Source organism: Sulfitobacter sp. 1A12779, assembly GCF_043557315.1.
Lineage (GTDB): Bacteria > Pseudomonadota > Alphaproteobacteria > Rhodobacterales > Rhodobacteraceae > Sulfitobacter > Sulfitobacter faviae.
In genome coordinates, this window is sequence record NZ_JBIFFU010000011.1 from 1 (window position 1) to 20,588 (window position 20,588).

The following is a 20,588-nucleotide window of genomic DNA, read 5'->3' on the forward strand; positions in this document are numbered from 1 at the left end:
CGATGGTACTGCGTCTTAAGACGTGGGAGAGTAGGTCATCGCCAAACCTAATAAGTTCCTAGACTACAGTATCTCTCGACGATGATCAGTATAACAAAACCGCCGCAGCTCAAAGCTGCGGCGGTTTTGCGTTTTGGGGGGTAATCTCCCGGCCTGCAAGAACCATATGACGCCCGGTTACCGGGGCCTGTGTTGGGCATCCGCTTGACGCTGCCCAAAGCCCTGTCACAGTAGCGGCGACAGTCGACGTTGGGAGGCGGGGCATGGATATCGATACGCTCTTTGGCTTGGAAGGAAAGACCGCTTTGATCACCGGCGGGGCCACGGGCATCGGGCGGATGGCGGCGGAGGCTTTGGTGCGGGCCGGGGCGCGGGTCTTCTTGGCCAGCCGGAACGGAGAGGCCTGCGCGGCGGTGGCCGATGAGCTGAATGCGCTTGGTGCACGGGGCAGCGCCGAAGGGTTCGCGGGCGATGTGGGGACTGAGGCTGGTGTGGATGCGCTCGTGGCTGAGGTTCAGGCGCGCAGCGATCAGCTGCATATCTTGATGAACAACGCGGGCGTGACTTGGGGTGCGCCCTTGGGGCAGTTCCCTTACCGGGCTTGGGACAAGGTCATGGGCGTCAACGTCGCCGGGCTCTTCGATCTTACGCAAAAGCTGTTGCCGCTTCTCAGCGCCGGGGCCACGGCGGATGATCCCGCGCGGGTCGTCAATGTCGGGTCGGTCATGGGGGAGCGCGAGATGGGCGACGGCGCCTATAGCTATGCCGCGTCCAAGGCTGCGGTCATTCATTTGAGTAAAATCCTCGCCAAGGAATTGGCCGAGGAGGGCATCACCGTGAACGCACTGGCGCCGGGGCCCTTCGTTTCGGGCATGACGGCATTTGCCACGGGCGATGAGAAGACGCGGGCCGCGGTGGGGCAGGATGTCCCGCTTGGCCGTGTTGGACGGGATGAAGATATCGCGGGCTGCATGCTGTTTCTCTGCGGACGCGGCGGCGCCTATGTCACCGGGGCCGTGATCCCGGTCAGCGGCGGCATCAATGTGATGTCGGGACCGAATATTTTTGAAAAGGCACTGTGATGCCGAACGATAGACCGGAGACCCCATATGCGTGACGACAGCCATCTACCCCAAGCCCTGCGCGGCCTGCGCCTGCCGCTGGTCGCCTCGCCGATGTTCATTCTATCGGGGCCGGAGCTGGTCATCGCGCAGTGCAAGGCGGGGATCGTCGGGTCTTTCCCGGCGCTGAACGCGCGGGAGGCTGAGGGCGAGCCGCCCTTGCTGGATGCTTGGCTGACCCAGATTACCGAAGCCTTGGACAAGCACAATCAGGAGAACCCCGACCGGCCCGCGGCCCCTTTCGCGGTGAACCAGATCGTGCATCGGTCGAATGCCCGGTTGGAGCGTGATCTTGAGATTTGCGTCAAACACAAAGTGCCGATTTGGATCACCTCGCTTGGCGCGCGGGTCGAGGTGAACGAGGCCGCACATTCCTGTGGCGGCGTGACGCTGCATGACGTCATCAACAATCGTTTCGCGCGCAAGGCGATCGAGAAGGGCGCGGATGGGTTGATCGCCGTGGCGGCGGGGGCCGGGGGGCATGCGGGGCCGCAGTCGCCCTTCGCGCTGATCCGCGAAATCCGCGAATGGTTCGACGGGCCGCTTCTGCTCTCCGGCGCCTTGGCCACGGGCGAGGGGCTGTTGGCAGCCCGCGCCATGGGGGCCGATCTGGGCTATATGGGCTCGGCCTTCATCGCCACGCGAGAGGCGAACGCCGTGCCGGGCTACAAGGATATGATCGTCTCGGGCGGGGCGGATGACATCGTGACATCGTCGCTCTTCACCGGGGTGTCGGGCAACTATCTGCGCCCATCGATTGAGGCGGCGGGGCTGGACCCGGACAACCTGCCAACGGCGGATGCTTCTTCGATGAACTTCGGCTCGGGCTCGTCCAAACCCAAGGCTTGGAAGGAAATTTGGGGCGCGGGGCAGGGGATCGGCGCTGTCAAAGAGGTCGGCGGCGCGGCCGACTTGGTGGACCGTATTGAGGCGGAGTATCGCGCCGCTGGCACAAGGTTGGCAGCGGAGTTCGCACAGTGAGCACGGATACCCAAACCCTGAATGAAGACGCCGTTTGCCGCTGGTTGGAGGCGAACCTGCCGGGCTTTGCCGGGCCGCTGGAGGTCACGAAGTTTCAGGCCGGGCAGTCCAACCCGACATTCCTGCTTTCGACCCCGGCGCATGACTATGTGCTGCGCCGCAAACCGCCGGGTGTGCTGTTGAAATCGGCCCATGCGGTGGATCGGGAGTTTCGGGTGCAGAAGGCTTTGGCGGGCAGTCAGGTGCCCGTCGCGCGGATGCATTTGCTTTGCGAAGATGAGGGCGTCATCGGCTCGGTGTTCTATGTCATGGACCATGTGCCGGGGCGCAACTTCAACGACCCCACGCTGCCAGAACTTACCCCGGCAGAGCGTGACGCGGTTATGGATGAGATGAATGGCGTGCTGGCCGCGCTGCATGAGGTTGATATCGACGCGGCGGGGCTCTCCGACTACGGCCCGCCGGGCAATTATTTCGAGCGGCAGGTGGCGCGCTGGTCGAAACAATACCGCGCGTCGGAGACCGAGCCGCAGCCGGATATGGATACGCTCATGCAGCGCCTCAGTGCCGAGCTGCCCGAGGACGACGGGCAGCGGACGTTGGTCCATGGCGATTACCGGATCGACAATATGATCTTCGACACCCATGGCACCGCCTGCCGTGCGGTTTTGGATTGGGAGCTGTCGACCATTGGCCATCCCTTTGCCGATCTGGCCGCCGTCATCATGCAGTGGCAGATGCCTGTGGGGGCCGAGGGGCGCGGCTTGGCCGGGGTGGACCGCAAGGCGCTTGGCCTGCCCACCGATGCCGAATTCATCGCCGCCTATTGCCGCAGGCGCGGGCTTAGGGGCATCGACAACTTCGGCTATTACCTCGCCTTTTGCTTTTTCCGCATGGCGGCGATCATCCAAGGCGTGTTGAAACGCGCCTTGGAGGGTAATGCCTCAAACCCCGAATACGGGTTGAAATTAGGGCAATACGTCCCGGTTTTTGCGCGCCACGGGCTGGAGGCGCTGGATCGCGACCGCTGAGCGGGCGGCGGGGCGTTTGGTGCTTGAGCTTTGCGGTGAAAACCTGTTGCTAGGGCCGAAACACCCCGGCCCGAAAGGATGACTCATGACCAATGCTGCGCGGCAATTGCTTGATCTGTTGGATATCGAACAGCTTGAGGTCGATCTGTTTCGGGGCACGGGGGCTGGCGGTGAGACGTCAATGCGGATTTTCGGCGGTCACGTCATCGCGCAGGCGCTGATGGCGGCTTACCGCACCGTGCCAGACCGGGCGTGTCATTCGCTCCATGCCTATTTTATCCGGCCCGGGGATCCGAAAATTCCGGTAATCTATCAGGTCGACCGCGCCCGCGACGGGGGCAGTTTCACGACCCGGCGTGTGGTGGCGATCCAGCATGGCAAGCAGATCCTGAACCTCTCCGCCTCTTTTCAGGTCGAGGAAGAGGGGTTCGATTGGCAGCATGAGATGCCGCAGGTTTCTGCCCCGGAAAATTGGCCCGACCGGCCCGAATTGCGCGAGGCTTTTGCCGAGAAGCTGCCCGAGAAATACCGTGGGGACTTCCTGCGCGAGCGCCCCATTGAGATCAGAGAGGTCGAGCCGCGTGATTTCATGACGCCGGAAAAAGTGAGCGACCGCAACTATCTGTGGTTTCGCATGGGGGCCGCCGAAGGGCAGAATCCGGTGATGCAGCACGCGCTGCTGGCCTATGCCTCGGACATGAACCTGCTCGGCTCCTCTCTGCGGCCTCATGGGCTGACGTGGTTTCAGGGCAAGGTGATGACGGCCAGCCTCGACCACGCCATGTGGTTTCACGCGCCGATCCGCTTTGACGAATGGCACCTCTATGCGCTGGACGCGCCATTTACCGGCGGGGCGCGGGGGTTCAATCGTGGGATGATCTATAATCAGAACGGGCAGCTGGTGGCGAGCGTGGCGCAGGAGGGGCTGCTGCGCCCGATCCGGCCCAAGGGGGAGAGCTAAGGGCCGCTAGCTGTCTTTCGCCGCCCCAAAGCGCCGGTTCAGCTTGCGCATTCCGCCGATCCAACGGTCATAATCCTGCGCCTTGCCTCGCATATAGTCGCGCACCTGCGGATGCGGCAGCACCAGAAAGACCTCATCGCGGATCGCCTGCACGCAGGCTTCGGCCACCGGCTCAGGCTCCAACATGCCGTCAATCGCGGCGACATGGTCCTCCAACCCGCGCATCATCTCGGTCCGGACCGCTTGCGGGCAGAGCACAGAGACCTTGATCCCGTCGTCGCCATAGCTCATCGCCAACCATTCGGCGAGGCCGACGGCGGCGTGTTTCGTGACCCCATAGGGCGCCGCGCCGACCTGATTAAGCAGCCCCGCCGCCGAGGCGGTGTTGAGCAGATAGCCACCCCCGCGCGCCCGCATCAGCGGCACCAGATGCCGCGCTGCGCGCACATGGCTCATCACGTTGATCTCCCAAATGCGCTGCCAATCGGCATCCGGCACTTCGACGCCGCCCTCGACCGAGATACCGGCGTTAGAGCAGAAAAGATCAATCGGCCCGATGTCACGCTCGACGCTGTCGATCAGCGCGGCGATCTCCGCCTCGCGCGCGACATCGACGCGGAAGGCCGTGCCACCGACCTCAGCCGCCGTCGCCTCGGCCCCCGCGCTGTCGATGTCCACGCAGACGATATGCGCAGGCGCTTCCTTGGCAAAGCGCAGCGCCAAGGCCCGCCCGATGCCGCTGGCGGCCCCGGTGATGACGATGACGCGGCCCGCGAGCTCCATATCAGCTGTCGCTGCCAGAGCCGCGCGCGTTCGACGCCTGAAACGCCTTCACCTCGGCCCGGGCGATCACCTGATGGTGCACCTCATCCGGCCCATCGGCAAAGCGCAGCGCGCGCTGCCACGTGTACATGCCCGAAAGCGGGCTCCACTGGCTCATCCCCGTCGCCCCATGCACCTGCATGGAGGCATCGATGATCTCGCAGGCCTTTTCCGGCACCAGCGCCTTGATCATGCTGACCCAGATGCGCGCCTCTTTATTGCCCAAGACATCCATCGCCTTGGCCGCTTTCAACACCATCAGCCGCATGGCTTCGATGTCGATCCGCGCGCGGCTGATCGTTTCCATGTTTTTGCCGAGGTCGATGATCTTCTTGCCAAAAGCCTCGCGCCCGAGCCCGCGTTCGATCATCAGGTCCAGCGCCTTTTCCGCCGCACCAATAGAGCGCATACAGTGATGAATCCGCCCCGGCCCAAGCCGCACCTGACTGATCTCGAACCCGCGCCCTTCACCCCAGAGCACGTTTTCACGCGGCACGCGCACATCGGTGAAGCGGATATGCATATGCCCATGCGGCGCGTCATCATGGCCAAAGACATGCATCGGGCCGAGGATTTCCACCCCCGGCGTGTCCATCGGCACGAGAATTTGGCTCTGCTGGCGGAAAGTCTCGGCCTCGGGCGAGGTTTTCACCATAACGATCATGATCTTGCAGCGCGGATCGCCCGCGCCCGAGATGTAGAACTTCTCGCCGTTAATCACCCAATCGTCGCCATCCAGCACCGCGCTCGTCGAGATGTTGCGCGCATCCGAAGAGGCGACATCAGGCTCCGTCATGGCAAAGGCCGAGCGGATTTCACCCGCGAGCAGCGGCTTCAGCCAGCGCTCTTTCTGCTCGGGCGTGCCGACGCGTTCCAACACCTCCATATTGCCGGTATCCGGAGCGGAGCAGTTCAGGCTTTCCGGCGCCAGCGGGCTTTTGCCCAATTCGGCGGCGATATAGGCGTAATCGAGGTTCGCCAGCCCTTCACCGGTTTCGGCATTGGGCAGGAAGAAGTTCCACAATCCCGCCTCCCGCGCTTTTTGCTTGGCCCCGTCGAGCAATTCCAACTGACCGGGCGCATAGGACCAGCGGTCGGCGCGGCCTTCGCCAAGGCGAAAGAACTCCTCAGTGATCGGATCGACATTCTCGCGGATGTGCTTGATGACCGCCGCCAGCAGCGGCTTGGCCTTCTCCGACATTTCGAGATTGTTCATATCCAAGGTCTGATCGATCATCCTATGCTCCCGGTGATGATGGTTCGCGGTTCTGCCCGGTTCCTCCACAGGCGGCCCTTTGGGGCGAGCCTATGCAATCGCCGCGGCCTTGCCAATCGCGGGCAGGGGGTGGCGGGCTTTACGCCGCGTCATTAAGCCGTTGAAACCCGCGCGCAGGCGCTTAAGTTCAGCCCATGACAGATGCATTGATCAAAGACGTCCTCACCCGCACCCGCCGCATTGCGGTGGTCGGTGTTTCCCCCAATCCGGCGCGGCCCAGCCACTATGTCGCTGAATACCTTGCACAAAAAGGGTATGACGTGGTGCCGGTCAACCCGATGCACGCGGGCAAGGAAGTCTTTGGCAAGACCATCGTCGCCACTCTGGCCGAGATCGACCCGCCGGTGCAAATGGTCGATATTTTCCGCCGGTCCGAGGATGTGCCCCCCGTCGTGGACGAAGCGCTGGAGGTTTTCCCCGAGCTTGAGACCATCTGGATGCAAATGGGCATCACCAATGCCGAAGCGGCGGCCAAGGCCGAGGCACGCGGCGTGGATGTGATCCAAGACCGCTGCCCCAAGGTGGAAATCCCGCGCCTGCTAGGCTGATTATTTCCGTGCGGCCTTTTCGGCGATGCCGGAGGTCGATTGCCGCCGCGCCAACTCATCCAGCACATCGCTCAGCGGCACATCCCGCGCCGCCAGCATCACCAACAGGTGGTAGAGCACATCGGCGGCTTCCGAGGTCAGACCTCTGCGGTCATCTTTTACCGCCTCGATGATTGCCTCGACCGCTTCTTCGCCGAACTTTTCGGCGCATTTCTCTGGCCCTTTGGCCAGCAGTTGCGCGGTCCAACTGCTTGAAGGATCAGCGCTTTTGCGGCTCAGAATGGTGGCGTATAGGTCATCAAGCGTCATGAAAGCCTCATTGGGATGCCAGCGGCGGCCATATGTTGTTTGGCCTCCTGCACGGTATATTCTCCAAAGTGAAAGATGGAGGCGGCCAGCACCGCCGAGGCGCCACCTTCGATCACCCCATCGACAAGGTGATCCAAATTGCCGACCCCGCCGGAGGCGATCACCGGCACCGACACGGCATCGGAAATGGCGCGGGTCAGCGGCAGGTTGAACCCCTGTTTGGTGCCATCACGGTCCATCGAGGTCAGCAGGATTTCACCTGCGCCCTTGGCGGCCACGGTGCGGGCGAATTCGACCGCATCGATGCCAGTGGGCTTGCGCCCGCCATGGGTGAAAATCTCCCATTTGCCGGGGCTTACGGTCTTGGCGTCAATCGCGCAGACGATGCACTGGCTACCAAAGTGATCCGCCGCTTCGGCGATCACATCCGGGTTCGCCACAGCGGCGGAGTTAAAGCTGACCTTATCGGCCCCCGCCAACAGCAAGGCCCGCACATCCGCCACGGTCCGCACGCCGCCACCCACGGTAAGCGGGATATAGCAATGCTCGGCGGTGCGGGTGACCAGATCGAACATCGTGCCGCGATTTTCATGGGTGGCGTGGATGTCGAGAAAGCAAAGCTCATCCGCCCCCGCCGCATCATAGGCAATCGCGGCATCCACCGGGTCGCCCGCATCACGCAGGCCGACGAAGTTCACACCCTTCACCACACGGCCATCGGCCACGTCGAGACAGGGGATGATGCGGGTCTTTAGCATGGCTCAGCCCTTCAACATCTTCATGGCGTCGGTCAGATTGATCGCGCCATCATAAAGCGCGCGCCCCGAGATCGCGCCCTCGATAACGCCCGTATCACGCAGCGCGGCGAGGTCCTCAAGCGAGGAGACCCCACCCGAAGCAATCACCGGGATCGAGACGGCCCGCGCCAGATCGGCTGTCGCTTCCACATTCGGCCCGCCCATCGCGCCATCGCGCATGATGTCAGTGTAGATGATCGCAGCCACACCCGCGTCCTCAAATGATTTCGCGAGGTCGGTGGCCATCACATCGGTCTCGGTCGCCCAACCTTTGGTCGCGACCTTTCCATTCCGCGCGTCGATCCCCACGGCAACTTGCCCGGGAAAGGCGCGCGCCGCCTCGCGGACCAGTTCGGGGTTCTCAACCGCAACGGTGCCCAGAATGACCCGCGCGAGGCCCTTATCCAACCAGCCCTCGATCGTCGCCATATCGCGAATGCCACCGCCCAATTGCGCAGGCACCTTGCAGGCTTTCAAAATCGCCTCCACCGGGGCGGCGTTCACCGGGGTCCCGGCAAAAGCGCCATTAAGGTCAACAAGATGCAGCCAATCACAGCCCGCTTCAACAAAGCTGAGCGCCTGTGCGGCAGGATCGTCGTTGAAAACGGTGGCGCGGTCCATGTCGCCATGCACAAGGCGCACGGCCTGACCGTCTTTGAGATCAATAGCGGGGTAGAGGATCATGGCCGGGCCCTTGTTAGAGAAGTCGCTTTCCTTTTGCACGTCGCCAGGGATTTTGCAACGCGACCCGAGGTCAGTCTTGCCCGATTGAAAGTTGTGGCTAACACTAAAGGCAGATCGGGAGGAGAGATCATGAAACAGCTTTTTGCAGCGGCCCTTCTGGGCCTTGGCCTGACCGGCGCCGCCTATGCCGCGGATCCGGCGGTCGGTACATGGAAAACCCAAGTGGATGACGGCGCCTATGCCCATGTCAAAATGGCCCCCTGCGGCGGGGCAATCTGCGGCACCATCGCGCGCACCTTCAACGGCAGCGGCGAATATAAATCCCCCAATATCGGCAAAACGCTCGTCATCGACATGAAGCCTCAGGGCGGCGGCAAATACGCCGGTAAGGTTTGGCGCCCGTCAAACGGCAAAATCTACATTGGGAAGATGAATGTCTCAGGCAACTCGCTGAAACTCTCGGGCTGCGTCGCGGGCGGGCTGATCTGCTCGAAACAGACCTGGGCGCGCATCAAGTAAGGGCCGTGCATCTCTGCGAAGGTTTGAAGGCGCGGGGCTAGTCCTTCGCGCCTTCTTTGCGTTTTGTGCGAGGAAAGCGCGGCGCAGAGGTATTTGTAAAAGGATGAAGTTGAAGAGGGTCTTTCTTCATCTTCATCCTTTCTTAAATACCTTCCGACCTTTCAACAGGCGCGGCGCGGGTTAAGGCGCCCAAGTCAGGAAGTTCGAGATCAGCCGCAGGCCGGTGGTTTGGCTTTTCTCCGGGTGAAACTGCATGCCCAGCATCGTGTCGCGGCCGATGATCGCCGTGACTTCGCCGCCGTAGTCGACATGGGCCAGACGTTCGGCGGGGTCGGCGACGGCCATGTGATAGCTGTGCACGAAATAGGTGTGATCGCCGGTTTGCAGCCCGTCGAAGACCGGGTGGTCGTGGTCGATCACTAGGTCGTTCCAGCCCATATGGGGGACTTTGAGCTTCGGGTCTTTCGGGGTGATCTGGGTCACCTCGCCACCGATCCAGCCCAGACCGGGGGTGTCTTCATATTCGCGGCCCATGCTGGCCATCAGTTGCATGCCGACGCAGATGCCGAGGAAGGGGCGGCCCTTTTCCTCGACCGCCTCGACCATCGCGTCATAGAGGCCGCCGGCCCCTTTCAGGGCGGCCATACAGGCCGGGAAAGCGCCATCGCCGGGCAGGACCAGACGGTCGGCGCGGGCGACGACCTCGGCCTCCGAGGTCACCGTGACTTCGCCTGCGTCATGCTCGCGGGCCATACGCTCGAAGGCTTTATGCGCGGAGTGTAGGTTGCCGGATTCGTAGTCGATGATTGCTGTCAGCATTGGTTTACAAGGCACCCTTGGTGGAGGGGATGGCGTCTGCTTTGCGCGGGTCGGTCTCGACCGCTTCGCGCAGGGCGCGGGCGACGGATTTGAAAGTGGCTTCGGCGATGTGGTGGCTGTTGAACCCGTGGAGCGCGTCGACATGTAGGGTGATGCCGCCGTGGGTGCTCAGCGCCTGGAAGAACTCACGGACCAGTTCGGTGTCGAACTTGCCGATGCTGCTGGTGGGGAAATCCACGTTCCAGATCAGAAAGGGCCGCGCGGAGAGGTCGAGCGCGCAGCGGATTTGTGCGTCGTCCATCGCCAGCAGGCAAGATCCGTAGCGGCGGATGCCGCGTTTGTCGCCGAGCGCTTGGGTCAGTGCTTGGCCCAGCGTGATGCCCACATCTTCGACGGTGTGGTGATCGTCGATGTGCAGATCGCCCTTGGCGCGCACCTTGATGTCGATCAGCGAGTGGCGCGAGAGTTGGTCGAGCATATGATCAAAAAAGCCGACGCCGGTTTCATTGTCATAGCTGCCGGTGCCGTCGAGGTTGATCTCGACCGTGATGTCGGTTTCGGCAGTGGTGCGGGTCAGGGTGCTGCGACGCATGGGGCATCTCCGAAGGCAATTGCTGCGCCCTTATAACAGGGCCTGCCGCCGCGCCAAGCCCAAGCGGTGAAACGCCTTTGGGCAGGGGCAGCGCGATCGGGGATTGCGGGGGCAGGGCCCATATGTCAGCTTGAACCAAATCCCAGAAAGAGGCGCGACATGACCACCTGCGTATTCATCCAGATCCGCTGCCGACCGGGCACGACCTATCGTGTGGCCGAAGAGATCGCCCTGCGCGAAATCCATTCCGAACTTTATTCCACCTCAGGCGAATATGACCTGTTGATGAAGCTTTATATTCCCAAGGGCGAAGATGTGGGCGTCTACATCAATGACAATCTGTTGGACATCGAAGGCATCGAGCGGTCTTTGACCACGATGACCTTCAAGGTCTTTTGAGGTGGCGCGCCAGCTCATCCTGACAGCAGCCGTCTGTTCTGCTTTGTCGATCGCCGCGCTCGTGGCCTTTCCCGGCACGGCCACGGCGGGTACGCGGGTCTATGAGGGGCGCGAAGCCGCGGCCCTGCGCTGTGCCAATACGCTGGCGCTGACGGCGGTGGCACTTTCCGCGGCGGAGTTGATTGGCGAGGGGGAGAAGAATGTGATGCTGGGCGTGACCGTGCGCATTCTCGACCGCCATGTTGAGGGGACCTGGGCGCAGAAACGCGCCGCGATGGAGGTGATGCGCGACCGGCGCAGCGTGCCTGACACGCTTGAGGATTACCGCCGCATCGCCGAACGCTGTTTGGTGCAATTCCCCATCAACTGAATGCGAAAACCCGCCCATGAGGCGGGTTTTTCTTGAGGCGATTGCCTTGCCGTCAATGGGCGGCGGAGACGGAGGGTTTCTCGGTCGGGGGGGTGTCGAGCTTGACCTTCTGCCGCATCGCCACACGGCGGATGGCGCGGTCGAATGTCTTTCTGACCCGCTGAGTGCGGCTGGCATTGGGCTGGATCGGGCCACCGACGGAGAGCATCACCGCCATCGGGCTGTTGTCGTCATGGCGCAGGTCCATGCCGTCCAGCTCCCCTTGGATGAGCACCTCGATCTCGGGCCAAGCGGGCAGGCTGTCACCTGTTACGATGCACAGGAGCGTGCCGGATCCGTTATGGGTCATCAGCAGTTGGGGGCAATCGACCACGCGCGAAATGGCCTCGGCCGCAGCTGCGATGGCGCGGGCGAATTCGGCAGTGTTGCAGGTCGCGTAAAGCTCATCGATATGTTCGATCTTGGCCGCGAAAACCTGGCAGATATCAAGGTGTTGGCGTGAAAGCTGCGACAGGTAATTGCCCAAGGAGAAGGGCAGCACCAATTGATCGACCCCATGGATATGCACAGGATCGGCCAGCGCGAAGTCGTGGACACCGGGCTTGCCCGCGTCTTTCAAATGCTGCGGATCAAGGCGCGGGGCGCGTTGGGTGTTCTCCAACATGCGCTCGGCGATATGCACGCGGGTTGCGATGTCCTTCACGTCGAAAGGTTTGGTCACATAGTCGTTGGCCCCGGCGGCAAAGGCGCTTTCGATCGCGGTCGCGTCGGCGCGTGAGGTCACCATCAGGATCGGCGTGTCCTGATAGGCTTCCAGCGTGCGAATGCGGCGGCATAGGGTGATGCCGTCCATCTCGGGCATTTCGATGTCCAAGAGCAGGCAGTCGAAATGTTCTTTGGTGGTTTCGAGCAGTTCCAGAGCAGCAGCGCCGGAGGCGGCCAATGTCAAATGGGGGTACTCGGCTTCGCGGAAAACAACGGGCAGCAATTCGCGGATAAATGGGTCATCGTCGACAGCAAGAATTTTCATTTTTGGCACCTCTTTCGTGGGGCAGACGGGCAGTCCGGGTGTCTTTATAATCTGTTCATATCTAGTCGTATAAACCCGGCGAAATTGTGACGCTTCTGCACCAATACCTTGTGCCGTTGCATAAATTATTAACCATATTTTGAAGCCTCGCGAAACCATTGAATTGGCGAAGAGAGATGGCCGTGGCCCCTTGCTTTCCCGCATTGCGGGAGGCGATTGGGCAAGAATTGTGCAGGCTTTCAGGCGCTATTGGGCGCGTGAGGGTGCGAAATCGGGGCGAGAGTTTGCGGTTCTTGTGATCGCGCGAATTTCGCGCTGCGACTCGCTGGCCAAAAATGAGCGGTCTGGGGAACTTTAAAGGCTGCGGTGCGTAACGCCCAGTTGACGCTTTGCCCGTCGCGCGCTCAACTGCGGCGCGATACGTGAAGAGGATGAGTTAAATGCGTTTGCCCGATGATGTTTTGGCGGAATTCTTGTTGCCCACGCGGGAGCTTAGGGACGATCTGCCTTTCTTCACCAAAGTGCTTGGCATGCGGCTTGAGACGATCTTTCCCGCGGATGATCCTTCGGTGGCCAGTTTTTCGGGCCATGGGGTGCGCGTGAGGCTTGAGCGGGGGGCGGATGTGCCGCCGGGGCATCTGCGCCTGCTGACCGATGCGCCCGACAGTATCGCAGAGGGCCAGCGAGAACTTACGGCGCCAAACGGCACCAAGATCGAGATCCTGCCGCGTAGCCCCCGCGTGGACCAGCCCAAGACCCAGCATGAGTTTGCCGTGCGGCGGCTGGCGGATGAGGCCCCATGGGTGATTGGCCGCGCGGGGATGCATTACCGCGATCTCATCCCGTCACGCCTCGGCGGCTCGATCATCGCCAGCCATATTCGCATCCCCGACGGCGGCCCGGTGCCGGATATGGTGCATTACCATACCGTCGGCTTCCAGCTGATCTATTGCTACCGGGGCTGGGTTGATGTGCTTTACGAGGATCAGGGCGATGTGATCCGGCTCCATGCCGGGGATTGCGTGACCCAGCCGCCGGGCATCCGCCATCGAGTGGTCGAGGCCTCGCCCTCGATCGAGGTGATCGAGATCGGCGTGCCTGCGGAACATGTCACCACCATCGACCACGAGATGACCCTCCCCAATGGCAAAGGCGACCCGGCGCGCGAATGGGAGGGCCAGACCTTCGTGCATCACGTGAAGGAGGGGGCCGCGTGGCAGCCCTTCCGCATCCCCGGCTTCGTCGCGCGCGACACCGGGATCACCAAAGGCACCAAGGGCGTGGCCGGCATTCAGGTGGCGCGTTTCGACGGCGGCATGCCGCCGCCCGCGAAGCACGACGCCGACATTCACTTCAACTTCGTCATGGAAGGCAGCATGACCCTGAACGCCGAAGGGCAGGAGCCGCGCAAGTTGGAGGCAGGCGATGCCTTCGTCATCCCGCCGGGCATGGTGGCGCAATATAGCGATTGCTCGCCCGACCTCGAATTGCTCGAAGCCGGGCTGCGCGGTGATTTCTCGACGACGCTCTTAGCCTAGGCGCGCGGCCACCTCGGCCTGCACTTTCTCGGCTGCGGCCTCTTTCACGGGGCCGTAGCCGCGGATTTCCATCGGTGCGGAAAGCACCGCCAGCGCCGCATCATGGGGCAGGGCGGAGGCCTTTGCCATGATCTCTTCGTACCAGCCGATCAGACCGACCTCGAGCTTGCGGTCGGCACCGTAGCTGAACGGGTCGGCCCATGTGCCGCGCAGCGGTTTCATCGCCGCCAGAAGGTCGAAGGCGCGGCCCATCCACGGGCCGAACTGGCGCTTGTTGGGGCGTCCGCGACCATCTGTGCCGGTGGGCCAAGCGGGCGGGGCGAGGTGGTAATGCACCTTGTAGTCGCCCTCGAAAGTATCGGCGATCCGCTTCTCGAAACCGCTTTGACGGTGCAGGCGCGCGACCTCGTATTCGTCCTTGTAAGCCATCAGCTTGAACAGCGATTTCGCCGCCGCGCGCATCAGGTCGTCGGCGCCTTCGGGCAGCTTGCCCGCCAGCGCATCGAGCTTGGCCTTGTAGCGCTGGGCGTAGGCGGCGTTCTGGTAGCCGCTAAGGAACTCCATCCGCCGCGCGATCAGGCCTTCGACACTGTCGTCGGGCGCGGGCGCGGGGGCGAAATGCGCCTCGATCGCCTGCGGGTTGCCCGCCATGACCCGGCCAAAGCCAAAGGCGGCGCGGTTCTTGTCCGGGACAACACCGTTCAATTCGATCGCCTGCTCAAGTGCTGTGAGCGAGACCGGCACCAGCCCCTTCTGCCAAGCGAAACCGAGCATCATCACATTGGCAAAGACCGCGTCGCCCATCAGTTTCTCGGCCATTGCGTTGGCGTCGAAGGCGGCAAGGTTCTCGGCCCCCACGGCCTGCGCGATCACCGCCTCGCGGTCGTCGATGCGCAACTCGGCGTCGCGGTTCAGCACCAAATCGCCGGTGGGCATCTCGGCGCGGTTCAGCACGATCTGCGTCCCGCGCCGGTAGTGGGCGGATGCCTTCGGCGCGGAACTCACAACCATGTCGCAGCCGATCACCGCATCGGCGCCGCCCTGATCGATGCGCACCTGATGCACCTCCTCGGGGCGTTGCGCCAGACGGACATAGCCCAGCACGGTGCCGAACTTCTGCGCGAAACCCGTGAAGTCGAGCACGCTAGAGCCCAGCCCTTCGAGATGCGCGGCCATGGTGATGAGCGCGCCCACAGTCACCACGCCGGTGCCGCCGACGCCGGTCACCAGCAGGTTGAAAGGCTGGTCGAGCTTGGGCAGTTCCGGCATCGGTAATTGCGCCGACAGACCCGCAACGTCCAGCCCCGCGCCCGAGCGTTTGCGGCGGTTGCCGCCTTCGACCGTGACGAAGGAGGGGCAGAAGCCGTTAAGGCAGGAGTAATCTTTGTTGCAGGTGGACTGGTTGATCTGCCGCTTGGTGCCGAACTCGGTCTTCTTCGGCTCGACGCTAAGGCAGTTCGACTCAAGGCTGCAATCGCCGCAGCCCTCGCAGACCAGATCGTTGATCATCACGAATTTCTTCGGGTCGTCCATCAGCCCGCGCTTGCGCTTGCGGCGCTTCTCGGTGGCGCAGGTCTGCTCGTAGATCAGCACGGTGACGCCGGGGATCTCGCGCAGCTCGCGCTGCACACGGTCCAGATCGCCGCGATGGTCGAAGGTGGTGCCCTCGGGGAAGTCGCCCTTGGGCAGCAGCTCGGGCCGGTCCGAGACCAGCGCGATGCGTTCCACCCCTTCCGCGCGGCAGGCCTGCGCGATGGCGGCGACGGAGACGGGGCCGTCCACCGGCTGGCCGCCGGTCATCGCCACCGCGTCGTTGTAGAGGATCTTGTAGGTGATGTTGGTCTTCGCCGCGACCGCCTGTCGGATCGCCAGCGAACCGGAGTGATACCAGGTGCCCTCGCCAAGGTTTTGGAAGACGTGCTTGCCCCCGTTGAACATCGAAGTCGCGATCCACGGCACGCCCTCGCCGCCCATCTGGGCGAAACCGGCCGTCTCGCGGTCCATCCACGAGGCCATGACATGGCAGCCGATGCCGGAGTTCGCCTTAGACCCCTCTGGCAGCTTGGTGGAGGAGTTATGCGGGCAGCCCGAACAGAAATAGGGGGTGCGGGTGGCGCCCTCGACGTTCAGCAGCACGGGGGGCTGGTCGGTCAGCGCGCGGGCTTTTTCGGGCAGCTTCTCTTCGGGGAAGAAGGCATCGAGGCGCGCGGCGATGATCGGCACCAGCTTCAGCGGCGACAGCTCACCGGTCCAGGGCACCAGTTCTTCGAGGTTCTCGGCATGTTTGCCGACCATCCGCGCGGGCTTGGAGCCGGGCCAGTCGTAGAAAGCTTCCTTGAACTGGCTTTCGATGATGCCGCGTTTCTCTTCGATCACAAGCACTTCGCGCTTGCCCTTCACGAAGTCGAGCGCATCGTCCAGCGCCAGCGGCCAGACCATGCCGATCTTGTAGATGTCGATGCCGAGACGACGGCAGGCGGCCTCGTCGAGGTCTAGAAGGCGGAGCGCCTCCATCGTGTCGAGATGGCCCTTGCCGGTGGTGACGATGCCGAAGGAGGCGTCCTGCGTCTCGTAAATATGCCGATCGAACGGGTTGGCGCGCATGAAGGCCTGCACGGCGTCGAGCTTGTGGTGCAGCCGCGTCTCGATCTCCGGGGAGGGCAGGTCACCCAGCCGCACATGCAGCCCGCTCGGGGGGGCGGTGTAGTCGGGCTGCTTGAAGACCCGGTCAGGCGTGAGTTCGACCGAAGCGCCGCTCTCCACGGTTTCGGAAATCGCCTTAAAGCCGACCCATGTGCCCGAGAAACGCGACAGCGCAATGCCGTATTCGCCAAACGCCTGATATTCCGCCACCGAAGCCGGGTTCAGCGTTGGCATGAACCACGACATGAAGCCCACGTCGGACTGGTGCGGCATCGACGACGACACACAGCCGTGGTCGTCGCCCGCCACCACCAGCACACCGCCCTTGGGCGCGGAGCCATAGGCGTTGCCATGTTTCAGCGCGTCGCCCGAGCGGTCCACCCCCGGGCCCTTGCCGTACCACATGGAGAAGACGCCCTCGACTTCCGCCTGCGGGTCGAGATGCGCCTGCTGCGCGCCCAAGACCGCGGTGGCGCCGAGGTCTTCGTTCACCGCGGGAAGGAATTTCACGCCCGCCTCGGCTACGCGGTCCTTGATGCGCCAGTATTCCAGATCGAGCCCGCCCAGAGGCGAGCCACGGTAGCCCGAGACGAACCCGGCGGTGTTCAACCCAGCCGCGCGATCACGCCGGGCCTGATCCAGCATGATGCGCACCAGCGCCTGCGTCCCAGTCAGAAAGACGCGGCCTTCGGTCTGATCATAGCGGTCATCAAGTTTATAAGTGGTAAATTCGCGCGGTTGTTCTGTCATGGGGGTCTCCTCACTGGGAAGTGTACCGCAGGATGCGCGAATTTTTGCACCCATTCTGCTGGCTTTGTGGCGGATGCACGGATAAATTATCCGCAGGTACTCCACTGAGTGAAGGATTTATCCGATGACTGAAATGGACGCGACGGACCGGCAGCTTGTATTCCTGCTTCAGCAGGATTCGCGCCTGCCCAACGCACAACTGGCCGAAAAGCTGAACATTTCCGCTTCCGCCTGCTGGCGGCGGGTCAAGGCGTTGGAGCAGGCGGGGGTGATCAAACGCTACGCCGCCGTGGTCGACCCCAAGGCGATGGGGCTGGGGTTCGAGGCGATGGTGCATGTGCATCTGACCCGGCATGACGCCTCGGCCCTCGCCAGTTTCATCCGCGCGATCCAAAGCCGGACGGAGGTGACGGAATGTTTCGCCACCACGGGCCAAGCGGATTATCACCTGCGCGTGCTGTGCCGCGATATCGACGCCTATAACGCCTTTTTGGAGAGCTTTTTGTTCCTGCATCCGGCGGTGAATTCGGCCACGACGAATGTGATCCTGCGGCAGATAAAATCCGACGCGCCGATTACCGGTTGAGGCGATCAGGGCGGCGTTTTCTGCGTTGGACATTTGCCGCTTGCGTGCTTCATAAAGCAGCAGAGATCACACCCGAAGGAGAGACCCATGATGAGAACCCGTGCCGCCGTTGCCGTGGAAGCCGGCAAACCGCTTGAAATCATGGAGGTGAACCTCGAAGGCCCGAAACGGGGCGAGGTCTTGGTCGAGATCAAGGCGACCGGCCTGTGTCACACCGATGAGTTCACCCGCTCGGGCGACGACCCCGAAGGCATCTTCCCCGCCATCCTCGGCCATGAGGGGGCGGGCGTCGTGCTGGAAGTGGGCGAGGGTGTCACCACGCTGGAGCCGGGCGATCACGTCATCCCGCTCTACACGCCAGAATGCCGGGAGTGCGAGTATTGCCTGAGCGGCAAAACCAACCTGTGTCAGGCGATCCGCGTGACCCAAGGCCAAGGTAAGCTGCCCGATGGCACGACCCGCTTCTCGATGCTGGATGGCACGCCGATCCACCACTACATGGGCTGTTCGACCTTCGCCAATCACACCGTGGTGCCTGAAATCGCGTTGGCGAAAGTGCGCAAGGACGCGCCTTTTGACAAGATTTGCTACATCGGCTGCGGCGTCACCACAGGCATCGGCGCGGTGATCAACACCGCCAAGGTTGAGCTTGGCGCGCGCTGCGTGGTCTTTGGGCTGGGCGGCATCGGGCTGAACGTCATTCAGGGCCTGCGCATGGCCGGGGCGGATCAGATCGTGGGCGTTGACCTGAACGACGACAAGGAAGAGGCCGCGCGTTACTTTGGCATGACCGATTTCGTGAACCCCTCGAAAGTTGACGGCGATCTGGTGGGGCATCTGGTCGAACTGACCAAGGGCGGCGCCGATTACTCTTTTGACGCCACGGGCAACACCAAAGTCATGCGCGACGCGCTGGAATGCGCGCATAAGGGCTGGGGCGAGAGCATCATCATCGGCGTGGCACCCGCGGGGGCCGAGATTTCGACGCGGCCTTTCCAACTGGTCACCGGTCGGGTCTGGCGCGGCACCGCCTTTGGCGGGGCCAAGGGGCGGACGGATGTGCCCAAGATCGTGGATTGGTACATGAACGGCAAGATTGAGATCGACCCGATGATCACCCACAAACTGACTTTGGATCAGATCAACGAAGGCTTTGAATTGATGCACAAAGGTGAATCGATCCGCGCGGTCGTCGAGTTTTAAATACGAGGCTGGAGGGCTGCGCGCTCTCCAGCCTAGACCTCTGCCGCGAGGGAGAGGAACAGGTCGACATCCATATAGGTCTCGACATGATCGGCCAGCGCGTCGAGCGCATCATCCACGCCGGTTTCAAAATCCAGCGATGAGGTGACGCCGAAGCCACCAAGATAGGCACGGCGGAAGGCATCCGAGCTGAAAATCCCATGCATATAGCAGCCCTGCACCCGGCCCGAAGGGGAGGCCGCGCCCTCGGGCGTGCCGTCGAAAGTCAGCCACGCGCGGGCGCAATCGGGGCCGGTGGTCTCTCCGATATGGATCTCATAGCCGGTGAGGGCGCTGCCGCTGGCGGGGTGCTGGCCGGACTTTTCCGACAGATGTTTTAGCGGGGCCATCGTGGTTTCCACGTCCAGATGCCCCAGCCCCGCCACCCGCGCCGCCGGGCCTTCGATCCCCTCGGGGTCGGTGATGGTCTTGCCCAGCATCTGATAGCCTCCGCAAAGGCCCAGCACATGGCCGCCGCGCCGGATATGGGCGGCAAGGTCGATGTCCCATCCTTCGGCCCGGAAGGCTTCGAGGTCGGAGATCGTGGATTTACTGCCGACCATCAGCACCAGATCGGCCACGGTGGGCAAAGGGCTGCCCGGCATGATCATCCGCAGGTCGACGCCCGGCTCAGCCGCCAGCGGGTCGAGGTCATCGAAATTGGCGATCCGGGGCAGGCGCGGCACGGCGATAACGCAACCCGACCCGCCAGAGCGGGCACGGGCGGGCAGGTCCATCACGTCTTCGGCGGGCAGGCGGTGGGCCGCGTCGAACCACGGGATCACCCCAAGGCTCGGCCAGCCGGTACGCGCGGCGATGTCATCGCGCCCTGCGTCAAAGAGGCTGCGGTCTCCGCGGAATTTGTTCACCGCAAAGCCGCGGATCAGCGCGTTATCCTCGGGGGAGAGCACGGCCTGTGTGCCGACGATCTGCGCGATCACCCCGCCGCGGTCGATGTCGCCCATCAGCACCACCGACACGCCGGCGGCGCGGGCAAAGCCCATATTGGCGATGTCGCCCGCTCGCAGGTTAGTCTCAGCCGGAGAGCCCGCGCCCTCGATCACGATCAGGTCGCAGCTTTCGGCCAAACGGTGAAAAGATTGCAGCACCGCGGGCATCAGGCTGGCTTTGTTGCGGCCAAATTCCCGCGCCTCTTGCTGGCCTGCGATCCTGCCTTGCACCACCACCTGCGCGCCCGTGGCGCTCTGGGGTTTCAGCAGCACCGGGTTCATATCCGTATGCGGGGCCACGCCCGCCGCGCGGGCCTGCAACGCCTGCGCGCGGCCAATCTCGCCCCCGTCTTCAGTGACGGCGGCGTTGTTGGACATGTTCTGCGGTTTGAAAGGGCGCACACGCAGGCCACGCCGGGTGCAGGCGCGGATCAATCCGGCGACGATCATCGACTTGCCGACATTGCTGCCGGTGCCTTGGATCATAATGGCTTTGGTCATGTCAGCGTGCCCTTGGTTTCGCGCAAATTGGCGCAAATCAGGGGCAGGGGGAAGCCCATCGCCAAGGGGCAGACACAAAAAAACGCAGCCCGAAGGCTGCGTCAATTGCGCCGCTTGGC

Annotated in this window: 21 protein-coding genes; 11 read left to right on the forward strand and 10 right to left on the reverse strand. The window is 62.9% G+C overall.

What is annotated here, in order from left to right; translation table 11 throughout:
- Positions 1-263: 263 nt before the first annotated feature.
- From ACGYLQ_RS13500 to ACGYLQ_RS13515, 4 genes are all read left to right on the forward strand, one after another.
- Positions 264-1,082 carry an SDR family oxidoreductase gene (locus ACGYLQ_RS13500; RefSeq protein WP_394443384.1) on the forward strand — a complete coding sequence of 273 codons (819 nt, stop codon included), beginning with the start codon at positions 264-266 and terminating at the stop codon, positions 1,080-1,082.
- Positions 1,083-1,109: 27 nt separating this feature from the next.
- Complete coding sequence (locus tag ACGYLQ_RS13505) at positions 1,110-2,102, forward strand: NAD(P)H-dependent flavin oxidoreductase (protein ID WP_394443385.1); 993 nt, start codon at positions 1,110-1,112, stop codon at positions 2,100-2,102.
- Entirely contained in the window at positions 2,099-3,133 is a 1,035-nt protein-coding gene (locus tag ACGYLQ_RS13510) for a phosphotransferase family protein (RefSeq protein ID WP_394443386.1), read from the forward strand. The genes ACGYLQ_RS13505 and ACGYLQ_RS13510 overlap by 4 nt, the downstream gene beginning before the upstream one ends.
- Positions 3,134-3,218: 85 nt before the next feature.
- Entirely contained in the window at positions 3,219-4,094 is an 876-nt protein-coding gene (locus ACGYLQ_RS13515) for an acyl-CoA thioesterase II (RefSeq protein ID WP_067265201.1), read from the forward strand.
- Between the two features lie 6 nt (positions 4,095-4,100).
- On the opposite strand, the gene ACGYLQ_RS13520 is transcribed toward ACGYLQ_RS13515, so the two are convergent.
- Together ACGYLQ_RS13520 and ACGYLQ_RS13525 are read right to left on the reverse strand one after the other, a co-directional pair.
- Complete coding sequence (locus ACGYLQ_RS13520) at positions 4,101-4,877, reverse strand: SDR family oxidoreductase (RefSeq protein ID WP_394443388.1); 777 nt, start codon at positions 4,875-4,877, stop codon at positions 4,101-4,103.
- 1 nt (position 4,878) lies between these two features.
- Positions 4,879-6,153 (reverse strand): acyl-CoA dehydrogenase family protein, encoded by a 1,275-nt coding sequence (locus ACGYLQ_RS13525; RefSeq protein ID WP_394400453.1) that lies wholly within the window; start codon positions 6,151-6,153, stop codon positions 4,879-4,881.
- A gap of 173 nt (positions 6,154-6,326) precedes the next feature.
- Here ACGYLQ_RS13525 and ACGYLQ_RS13530 point away from each other — a divergent pair, with 173 nt between their 5' ends.
- Entirely contained in the window at positions 6,327-6,740 is a 414-nt protein-coding gene (locus ACGYLQ_RS13530; protein WP_394443390.1) for a CoA-binding protein, read from the forward strand.
- On the opposite strand, the gene ACGYLQ_RS13535 is transcribed toward ACGYLQ_RS13530, so the two are convergent.
- The 3 genes from ACGYLQ_RS13535 to hisA are packed head-to-tail and all read right to left on the reverse strand — an operon-like array spanning position 6,741 to position 8,530.
- Positions 6,741-7,049, reverse strand: a complete 309-nt coding sequence (locus ACGYLQ_RS13535; protein WP_394443392.1) for a phosphoribosyl-ATP diphosphatase — start codon at positions 7,047-7,049, stop codon at positions 6,741-6,743. It abuts the gene before it with no gap.
- Positions 7,046-7,807, reverse strand: a complete 762-nt coding sequence (hisF, locus tag ACGYLQ_RS13540) for an imidazole glycerol phosphate synthase subunit HisF (RefSeq protein ID WP_067265192.1) — start codon at positions 7,805-7,807, stop codon at positions 7,046-7,048. Before hisF ends, ACGYLQ_RS13535 begins: the two co-directional genes overlap by 4 nt.
- Before the next feature lie 3 nt (positions 7,808-7,810).
- Positions 7,811-8,530, reverse strand: a complete 720-nt coding sequence (gene hisA, locus ACGYLQ_RS13545) for a 1-(5-phosphoribosyl)-5-[(5-phosphoribosylamino)methylideneamino]imidazole-4-carboxamide isomerase (RefSeq protein WP_394443394.1) — start codon at positions 8,528-8,530, stop codon at positions 7,811-7,813.
- A gap of 129 nt (positions 8,531-8,659) precedes the next feature.
- Between hisA and ACGYLQ_RS13550 the strand changes: the two genes are divergently transcribed.
- Positions 8,660-9,049 (forward strand): DUF2147 domain-containing protein, encoded by a 390-nt coding sequence (locus tag ACGYLQ_RS13550; RefSeq protein WP_394443396.1) that lies wholly within the window; start codon positions 8,660-8,662, stop codon positions 9,047-9,049.
- Positions 9,050-9,229: 180 nt separating this feature from the next.
- Here ACGYLQ_RS13550 and hisH read toward each other — a convergent pair whose 3' ends face one another.
- Both hisH and hisB read right to left on the reverse strand, forming a co-directional pair.
- Positions 9,230-9,868, reverse strand: coding sequence for an imidazole glycerol phosphate synthase subunit HisH (hisH, locus tag ACGYLQ_RS13555; RefSeq protein ID WP_394443398.1), 639 nt, complete (start codon positions 9,866-9,868; stop codon positions 9,230-9,232).
- A 4-nt stretch (positions 9,869-9,872) separates the two neighbouring features.
- Positions 9,873-10,460 carry an imidazoleglycerol-phosphate dehydratase HisB gene (hisB, locus tag ACGYLQ_RS13560; RefSeq protein ID WP_209219366.1) on the reverse strand — a complete coding sequence of 196 codons (588 nt, stop codon included), beginning with the start codon at positions 10,458-10,460 and terminating at the stop codon, positions 9,873-9,875.
- A 159-nt stretch (positions 10,461-10,619) separates the two neighbouring features.
- On the opposite strand from hisB, the gene ACGYLQ_RS13565 reads away from it, so the two are divergent.
- Both ACGYLQ_RS13565 and ACGYLQ_RS13570 read left to right on the forward strand, forming a co-directional pair.
- Positions 10,620-10,859 carry an Lrp/AsnC family transcriptional regulator gene (locus ACGYLQ_RS13565; RefSeq protein ID WP_007120503.1) on the forward strand — a complete coding sequence of 80 codons (240 nt, stop codon included), beginning with the start codon at positions 10,620-10,622 and terminating at the stop codon, positions 10,857-10,859.
- 1 nt (position 10,860) lies between these two features.
- A complete protein-coding gene (locus ACGYLQ_RS13570) occupies positions 10,861-11,229 on the forward strand; it encodes a hypothetical protein (RefSeq protein ID WP_394419192.1) in 369 nt (122 codons plus the stop codon).
- Between the two features lie 52 nt (positions 11,230-11,281).
- Here the strand turns inward: ACGYLQ_RS13570 and ACGYLQ_RS13575 are convergent, their stop codons facing one another.
- The gene (locus ACGYLQ_RS13575) at positions 11,282-12,259 is read right to left on the reverse strand and encodes a PleD family two-component system response regulator (protein WP_394443401.1); all 978 of its coding nucleotides are present in this window, start codon (positions 12,257-12,259) and stop codon (positions 11,282-11,284) included.
- Positions 12,260-12,699: 440 nt separating this feature from the next.
- Between ACGYLQ_RS13575 and ACGYLQ_RS13580 the strand changes: the two genes are divergently transcribed.
- Complete coding sequence (locus ACGYLQ_RS13580) at positions 12,700-13,797, forward strand: cupin domain-containing protein (protein WP_394443403.1); 1,098 nt, start codon at positions 12,700-12,702, stop codon at positions 13,795-13,797.
- Here ACGYLQ_RS13580 and ACGYLQ_RS13585 read toward each other — a convergent pair.
- Positions 13,789-17,190, reverse strand: coding sequence for an indolepyruvate ferredoxin oxidoreductase family protein (locus ACGYLQ_RS13585; protein WP_394443404.1), 3,402 nt, complete (start codon positions 17,188-17,190; stop codon positions 13,789-13,791). The two genes, ACGYLQ_RS13580 and ACGYLQ_RS13585, sit on opposite strands and share 9 nt — an antisense overlap.
- 124 nt (positions 17,191-17,314) lie before the next feature.
- Between ACGYLQ_RS13585 and ACGYLQ_RS13590 the strand changes: the two genes are divergently transcribed.
- Positions 17,315-17,776, forward strand: coding sequence for an Lrp/AsnC family transcriptional regulator (locus ACGYLQ_RS13590; RefSeq protein WP_394419196.1), 462 nt, complete (start codon positions 17,315-17,317; stop codon positions 17,774-17,776).
- A gap of 90 nt (positions 17,777-17,866) precedes the next feature.
- Positions 17,867-18,979: an S-(hydroxymethyl)glutathione dehydrogenase/class III alcohol dehydrogenase gene (locus ACGYLQ_RS13595; RefSeq protein ID WP_394443514.1), complete on the forward strand. Its 1,113-nt coding sequence runs from the start codon at positions 17,867-17,869 to the stop codon at positions 18,977-18,979.
- A 32-nt stretch (positions 18,980-19,011) separates the two neighbouring features.
- On the opposite strand, the gene ACGYLQ_RS13600 is transcribed toward ACGYLQ_RS13595, so the two are convergent.
- Positions 19,012-20,469, reverse strand: a complete 1,458-nt coding sequence (locus ACGYLQ_RS13600; RefSeq protein ID WP_394443405.1) for a cobyric acid synthase — start codon at positions 20,467-20,469, stop codon at positions 19,012-19,014.
- Between the last annotated feature and the right edge of the window lie 119 nt (positions 20,470-20,588).